The sequence below is a fragment of the Desulfovibrio sp. ZJ200 genome (assembly GCF_011039095.1).
In the GTDB taxonomy this organism is placed as follows: Bacteria; Desulfobacterota; Desulfovibrionia; order Desulfovibrionales; family Desulfovibrionaceae; genus Desulfovibrio.
In genome coordinates this window covers 1-5,677 of record NZ_JAAKEH010000081.1, presented here as the reverse complement: position 1 = coordinate 5,677, position 5,677 = coordinate 1, and the positions used below count along the sequence as shown (strand labels likewise).

General features: G+C 40.4%; 11 protein-coding genes. 4 read left to right on the top strand and 7 right to left on the bottom strand.

Going from position 1 to position 5,677, the window contains the following annotated elements:
• From G7Y52_RS14250 to G7Y52_RS14245, 3 genes are all read left to right on the top strand, one after another.
• The coding region (locus G7Y52_RS14250) for a transposase (protein ID WP_165073048.1) at positions 1–415 on the top strand (415 nt) is incomplete at its 5' end.
• A gap of 304 nt (positions 416–719) precedes the next feature.
• Positions 720–851, top strand: coding sequence for a hypothetical protein (locus tag G7Y52_RS15555; RefSeq protein WP_277424320.1), 132 nt, complete (start codon positions 720–722; stop codon positions 849–851).
• A gap of 44 nt (positions 852–895) precedes the next feature.
• Entirely contained in the window at positions 896–1,216 is a 321-nt protein-coding gene (locus G7Y52_RS14245; protein WP_206215332.1) for a hypothetical protein, read from the top strand.
• Between the two features lie 348 nt (positions 1,217–1,564).
• Here G7Y52_RS14245 and G7Y52_RS14240 read toward each other — a convergent pair whose 3' ends face one another.
• The 7 genes from G7Y52_RS14240 to G7Y52_RS14215 all read right to left on the bottom strand — a co-directional run bounded on the left by G7Y52_RS14240 (position 1,565) and on the right by G7Y52_RS14215 (position 5,140).
• Entirely contained in the window at positions 1,565–1,828 is a 264-nt protein-coding gene (locus G7Y52_RS14240) for a hypothetical protein (RefSeq protein ID WP_165073026.1), read from the bottom strand.
• Between the two features lie 101 nt (positions 1,829–1,929).
• Positions 1,930–2,247 (bottom strand): hypothetical protein, encoded by a 318-nt coding sequence (locus tag G7Y52_RS14235; protein ID WP_206215331.1) that lies wholly within the window; start codon positions 2,245–2,247, stop codon positions 1,930–1,932.
• A gap of 30 nt (positions 2,248–2,277) precedes the next feature.
• Positions 2,278–2,655 (bottom strand): hypothetical protein, encoded by a 378-nt coding sequence (locus G7Y52_RS14230; protein ID WP_206215330.1) that lies wholly within the window; start codon positions 2,653–2,655, stop codon positions 2,278–2,280.
• A 203-nt stretch (positions 2,656–2,858) separates the two neighbouring features.
• The gene (locus G7Y52_RS14225; protein ID WP_206215329.1) at positions 2,859–3,437 is read right to left on the bottom strand and encodes a hypothetical protein; all 579 of its coding nucleotides are present in this window, start codon (positions 3,435–3,437) and stop codon (positions 2,859–2,861) included.
• Between the two features lie 113 nt (positions 3,438–3,550).
• Positions 3,551–3,907, bottom strand: a complete 357-nt coding sequence (locus G7Y52_RS15120; protein WP_206215328.1) for a hypothetical protein — start codon at positions 3,905–3,907, stop codon at positions 3,551–3,553.
• A 123-nt stretch (positions 3,908–4,030) separates the two neighbouring features.
• Positions 4,031–4,645, bottom strand: a complete 615-nt coding sequence (locus G7Y52_RS14220) for a GIY-YIG nuclease family protein (RefSeq protein WP_241159772.1) — start codon at positions 4,643–4,645, stop codon at positions 4,031–4,033.
• 114 nt (positions 4,646–4,759) lie between these two features.
• Positions 4,760–5,140, bottom strand: a complete 381-nt coding sequence (locus tag G7Y52_RS14215) for a hypothetical protein (RefSeq protein ID WP_165073018.1) — start codon at positions 5,138–5,140, stop codon at positions 4,760–4,762.
• 98 nt (positions 5,141–5,238) lie between these two features.
• Here G7Y52_RS14215 and G7Y52_RS14210 point away from each other — a divergent pair, with 98 nt between their 5' ends.
• Positions 5,239–5,502: a hypothetical protein gene (locus G7Y52_RS14210; RefSeq protein WP_165073016.1), complete on the top strand. Its 264-nt coding sequence runs from the start codon at positions 5,239–5,241 to the stop codon at positions 5,500–5,502.
• Positions 5,503–5,677: the final 175 nt, after the last annotated feature.

The following is a 5,677-nucleotide window of genomic DNA, read 5'->3' as shown; positions in this document are numbered from 1 at the left end:
CGGACGTTGGGAAAGGATAAGCATACTTTCAGCAATCCGGGTAACGGGAGAGACTTGCAGTGTTGTTTTTGATGGGGCACTGGATGGAAAAATGTACAATGCTTATATTGAAAAATTTCTTCTTCCAACGCTTAAAGCTAACGATGTTGTTATAATGGATAATTTGAATGTCCATAAATCAAAAACAGCCCAAAACTTGATAACGGAAAAAGGCTGCAAGTATATTTTCCTTCCAGAATACAGCCCGGATTTAAATCCCATTGAAAAGATGTGGAGCAAAGTGAAACAATTACTTCGGGGTATGAAAGCAAAAACATGTGATGAACTGTACAAATCCATTGGAAAAGCATTAAGTTGTATCACACAAAAAGACGCTGAAGGATGGTTTAAATCCTGTGGCTATGTAAAAAGTTAAAAGCAAAATGCTCTAGCTTCCTTTTCTCCATCCGCCGTTCCGAGCTTCTCTCGCGGTGTCCTACTGATCCACCGTGCCGCATGGGCCGTGTGTCGTTCGGGCCTCTGGAATCCTGCTCCGGGCGGTCGCCTTCCGGACTCAGGCTTGTGGCTACTCTGGCCCGTGGGCCTTGTTCGCCGCCTTTTCCCGGTTGGCAAGGTCAGAATATAAGATTTTCTTATCGCAGACAAGAAAAAAGTTGAGATTTTCTTATATTAAATGGTACTAAATTCCGACCTGAATTTGATCATGATCGGAGAAGAAGATGGTTAGACGGGAAATCGTAAAGACTGGCGAGAGGGTAGAGGTGCGGCTCGTGGACGATGAACATTCCGAGCCGGGCTGCATCGTGCTGGAAAGGGAGGATCAGGCGGTCAAAAACAAGCTCGCCAGGTGATCGGTCCGCAGGCGTTTTAGGAAGAAATTGGGGTGGCCGAAACTATGGGCTTTCGTTACCGCATACCAATTATTTTCAGTGGGTTAGCAGCGACTGATAATATTGAATTAAAATGTCCACTAAGCCCACATAAGGAGGTGCGTATGGACTGGGAAAAAGAGAAAGACGGCTCATGGAAAATTATTCCCATAACCGCTGATGAAGAAAAATTTCTTGATGCCGTTTTTGCGGCATTAACCGCTTGGAAAACCCTCAAACCAAAGGCTCTGGTGAAGCCTTATCAAAAAAACCTACTGATCGTTGCACGGAGTAGAGTAATTATGTCTCAAATCCTTCTCCACTTCCAAACGTGTATTCCTCCCTGAGACTGCTTTTATACAGATATGAGTACAGCCTTCAAAAATAACGCATTCCAATTTTTCATGGTTTGCAATTCTATCTCCCAGTTCATCAGTTTCACCAATATATAAGGGAGCAAGTATTAAGTTTAAATCATTATCAATTGTGGCCTTACAGAAAAATATAGACAGCGCTTATATTTTTAAAGTTTGTATCAGACTTATAGATATTAAACTGATACCCATCGCCACTTTCACCATAAAATATTGCAGTCTCTTCGCTAGGCATAATAAAACCCTCCTATCGCGCTCAGTGATTGCGCAGTTCTTCATTCAAACTCTCAACTCGGCAAGGATACGCCTGTATTCTGTCATTTATTTTCGTATTGCTTTTATATTATCTTCGATTTCTTTGACTTGGTTATGATTTGTTCCAATTTTTATGGACGATATAATTCTATCCATGATTGGCTTAAATAAATCTTCTTCATCCCAATTAAATGTAGCATATATTTTAACTCGGTAATCGTGCATGAGTATAAGGTAAAATATATGCGCTTGATATTTTCCAGGTGAAAGAACATTTTTTGCAGTTACAAATGCTAGTTGACCATCGACATTTGCAGTAAACACTTTCAATGTTTCTATATCTGTTTTTGTTCCTAATTTTTTATCAAGATTAATTGCGTTATTAATTGCTTCATATAGTATATATTTAAAATCTATATCTGAAAAAGTAGCTAATTCATCTTGGGTAACTGAAGACGCTTTTTTCTTACACTAATTCGGACTGTCGCTGAAGGCTTTTCATTTAATGTATAGCAGTTTGCAGCTAGTATGATTTCATTATTGGATTGGTCGCGCCCAGTCAGAGCTTCTGTCATATTGCCTAATTGTCGGAGCACATTTTGCGGGATGAGCTCCCATCCTATAGGAATATCAACGTTAATATCATACTTTAATTTTTGTGTTTTATAGCTATTTGCTTCCACAAATTTAGGCACAAAGAATATACATAATATAAATATATAGTGGAGTGGAAGCCTAAGCATATCCATCCTCCATAGGTAGATAGCTACTGGATAATTTTAGTGCCGCGTACTTTCAATGATTTGGCTCTTTTCTGTCTTTTGTGCCGGTGGAGTTCCATATTGGGTATGAAAAATCTGCTCCGTTTCAAAAGCGCCAGTCCTCAAAAGTTCACTTACTTCAAAGCAGAATGAAGGAAACTTATTTTGATACCCATCTAATAACTCAACTATCCTGACAGCTTCATCTAGTTTCAGTCTTTGGGGCTTTCCAGTTTTATTTGACTTCCCCTGAATAGAATAGAGAGTTTGGGCTGCGCTTTTTTCGTCTTTCGCGGGCCATATGGCCTTTGCAAAAGCCATAACACTCCCATACTGCCTTACGCCCTTTTCGCAGGCCACGGCCACAAAACAGCGTTTGAACATAATGCTATCCATGTAGTTTGTTTATACGAAGCAGGGTGTCGTTGGAACCAAGAAACCTCTGATGTATAGGCTTCTCTTGGGAGCGCGTTCCCACATCATTTTCAGGGATAAAAAGTATAATATTGGAATCAAACTCGCGGATTTTTTCATGGACTGTCGCATCATTTGCTATTGTAATCGATTAGTCATGAATTTTTCTATTTTTATATTGTATATCATTTTAGAAGAAGTGGCCGATAGTCATGCCTCTTACTATTCTCTTTATCATATAAGTAAAAATTTTTAATTCTTATTGAAGAAAGAATTTTATTTATAATCGGTACAAATAAATTTTTATATCGTTCAACATAGCTATAGCTAATCTTTATAAAACCATCATATACTGGTATGATAATTGATGTTATGCATTCAATCATATTTTCTTCATGTCTGTTAAATGATGTTAATAGGCCGATTATATTATCAATATACTTCTTTTCGATATGGATACTAATTATATCTATACCTATATTATGTTTGGAATTCATTTCTTTTGCAATTGCTACAGAACTCAATCTAAATACAGAAAAATCGTCGTCTGCAAATATTATATTCTGTAGATAGTCTTCTGTTTCTTTTGGGTTTCTTTTTTCTATAGTTACTCGAAAATTAGCGACAGCCGAACCATCCTCCAGATAACAACTACTTCCGTACAATACCTTATTATTACCTTGGTTTACACCTGTTATGGCTTCTGTTCTATTGTAAGCCTGCGTCAATAATTGCTTTGATAAAGGTGTCCAACCTCTGGGCATTGTGAGTGAGATGTCGTAGCCAATATTTTCCGCTCCCCTTTCCAATGAGAACGAAACTGTAGGAAGAAAAAGTATAAAAAGGAGTATGGATAATATTAGCCTCATGCTATTGCCTAATTTTGGAGTATGGAATGATTAGGAATGCTTTGTCTTTCCGAGTGACGATTGGGCGACTCTCCCTTTCCTGAGGGGGGGAGTTCTGCAGGAACATCTATTTTCATGAGACGTCCCTGAACCATGCCGCACACATCGGACATGGAGATACCCAAGGCTTGGGTAAGTAAGACGGCTTCCTCAATATTTAGACGCTTTGGGTTCTCGCTGTCATTTCTCATTTTTCGCCATGCCGTTGCGGCTGACCGTTGGTGCGGCCACGCCATACGCGCCAGTTGGGCATCATTGATCTGCTTCTGGGCGGCTATCTCGGAAATTATTTGGACGAATAGTCTTTCGTATCTATAGGCATCCATTTGTCTAATTCACTTTATTTTTTAGCCTTTTTCAACGGCAGAAATTTTGCTTCCTTTACTAGCAAGAATTAGGTGGGCAGATTTATCATTTTCCCATGTATTATCCATTGTTCCGATGAACTATTAAAGTTTATTTCCCCTCTCCCTTTTCTTTAAAAAATCTTTTTTCCATTCCTCATTGGATATAAGGAAGGGCATTGAAACGACCATTATCATGCCAGGAATAAAAACTAATAAAAAAGCTTCTACATCCTCAAGTATATTAGACATATATAGAGCAAGCGCAACTACAGCTGATGTAAGTATAAAAGACCAGTTTCTTTTCTGTTTCTGAATATATGCGTTAAGCTCTTTATCAAGTGTTGCTTTATATTTTTCCTCTATTTGTTTTCGCGCTTCCCGGGCTTGTTGCTCACTTCTTGCCTGTTCTCTTTCTGCTTGTGCTTTCTGTTCTTCAGCTATCCTACGGTTATATTCTAGCTCACGTTCCTTTTTTTTAGTTTTTTCATAATAAATCTTACCTCTATAGCATTTATGAATCGAAATAACACATTCATCAAAATTACATCTAAACCATTCTTTATTTTCGTTATATTCTTTCAAATATCTGTGTACATTTTGTTCGAGGATAAAAGGCTCGTCCACAAGGATTTCAAATTCGACAAGATACGGATGGGGAACGCCAGTAGAGTCTAATTCTTGGGCACGTAATGCTGGATCTTTAAGGGTATAACCAATTTTAAAGAGGCCCCGGCATTGTCTTGTTACTAATAATATAAACGTATCCTTTTGCCATTGTTTATATATTACTCCACAATGATAGATTATATAGTTTTACGTTATTGTAAAATTTTAGTTCCGCGTACTTTCAATGTCTTGCGCCCTATCTGCTTTTTGCCCCTGCGGCGATTCGTATTGGGTCTGAAATATTGCTTCAGCCTCCATGTACTCGGCTGCCTTGGCCGTCAATTTGGATTTCTCCCAGACCTCAAAGCACAGTGATGGGAATTCCCGGCCCAAGATTTCTGCCATGCGGATGGCGTCGGAAATCCTGAGATTTTGCGGCTTCCCCCGGCTATTTTTGCCTTTCAGGGCAATAATGGTCGTAACCGCTGATGCGTCTGATTTTAAAGGCCAAATTGCCTTTGCAAACTCGGACTGGTTCATTCCGTTTTTCCGGGCGAGCTCCAAGGCATACTCAACGTAGCTGCGCTCGAAGTGTTCAGTATTCATGTATTTCACCTATAAGAAATTCTCTAGACTCGAAAGCAAGAAGAACATATTGAATGCTATAAGAATTTCTTATATACTTGGACCAAGGAGGTTTTGCCATGACCTTTGCCGAAGCCTGCGAAATCCTCAAAGGCCGCTACCGCACCCACCGTGAGGCAGCCCGCAACCTGAATATCTCGTATGAGCATTATTGCGCCCTCCGATCTGGCCGCGCCCATATTTCCAAACGCACGGCTGAGTTCATCATCCTCAAGGCCAAGACTGTTGCCCCTCAAGAGCAACCGGTAGCACATGCCACGCCCGCAAACCATGACGATCCAGGCATGAGCCTGCCCAATTCCGGCCAGTCTGTAACCGTCTAACGAGCGGAGGAAGCTGCATCATGTCTCACAACGCGCCTTTCTGCCCGGAGTGCGGGCGCAAGATGGACAGGATTTTCAGGTCAAACAGCGAGACCCCCCGGCTTTTTCTCTGCCGAGAGTGCGGACACGAACAACGCCGATACGGTGAGCCGTGGAGTTGGAAGGATATTCAGTT

Excerpts from the sequence above, each read along its gene's own strand:
- G7Y52_RS14235 (WP_206215331.1), bottom strand. The coding sequence starts at position 2,247 with ATGGATATGCTTAGGCTTCCACTCCACTATATATTTATATTATGTATA.
- G7Y52_RS15120 (WP_206215328.1), bottom strand. The coding sequence starts at position 3,907 with ATGGATGCCTATAGATACGAAAGACTATTCGTCCAAATAATTTCCGAG.
- G7Y52_RS14210 (WP_165073016.1), top strand. The coding sequence starts at position 5,239 with ATGACCTTTGCCGAAGCCTGCGAAATCCTCAAAGGCCGCTACCGCACC.
- G7Y52_RS14230 (WP_206215330.1), bottom strand. The coding sequence starts at position 2,655 with ATGGATAGCATTATGTTCAAACGCTGTTTTGTGGCCGTGGCCTGCGAA.
- G7Y52_RS15555 (WP_277424320.1), top strand. The coding sequence starts at position 720 with ATGGTTAGACGGGAAATCGTAAAGACTGGCGAGAGGGTAGAGGTGCGG.
- G7Y52_RS14215 (WP_165073018.1), bottom strand. The coding sequence starts at position 5,140 with ATGAATACTGAACACTTCGAGCGCAGCTACGTTGAGTATGCCTTGGAG.
- G7Y52_RS14245 (WP_206215332.1), top strand. The coding sequence starts at position 896 with ATGGGCTTTCGTTACCGCATACCAATTATTTTCAGTGGGTTAGCAGCG.
- G7Y52_RS14225 (WP_206215329.1), bottom strand. The coding sequence starts at position 3,437 with ATGCCCAGAGGTTGGACACCTTTATCAAAGCAATTATTGACGCAGGCT.